The sequence below is a fragment of the Pseudomonas sp. PME37.24/025 genome (assembly GCF_055556615.1).
This window is the reverse complement of sequence record NZ_JBVHNK010000195.1, coordinates 1-272: the sequence shown is the minus strand read 5'-3', so window position 1 is coordinate 272 and position 272 is coordinate 1. Positions and strand designations below refer to the sequence as shown.

Sequence of the window (272 nt, the reverse complement as noted above, 5' to 3'; positions counted from 1 at the left end):
GTTTCTTGCGCGCGAGTCGCTCCCATCAGCGACAGGTACAGACATACCGAGCAAAGCAGCGACTGAACAACAGCGGTGTGGCGAAGAGGATGCATGAATCAAATGTCAGTTGTAGATGATTCATTGTGAGTGGAAGGTCGTCTTCCACATTGACTAATAAGTGGGGTGGTTTAGGGCTTATTTCGGTTTTATCAACGAAGAATCGGTTACGCCCGTATACGCCTGTGGTGTATTTATTTTCAATTAATGAATACGCACTTAATAGGCTGATA

Annotated in this window: 1 protein-coding gene; it reads right to left on the bottom strand. The window is 45.2% G+C overall.

Annotation, left to right across the window (positions count from 1 at the left end; translation table 11 throughout):
• Positions 1-25: 25 nt before the first annotated feature.
• On the bottom strand, positions 26-272 hold a 247-nt coding region (locus ACZ3HH_RS30045), incomplete at its 5' end, for a hypothetical protein (RefSeq protein ID WP_465810224.1).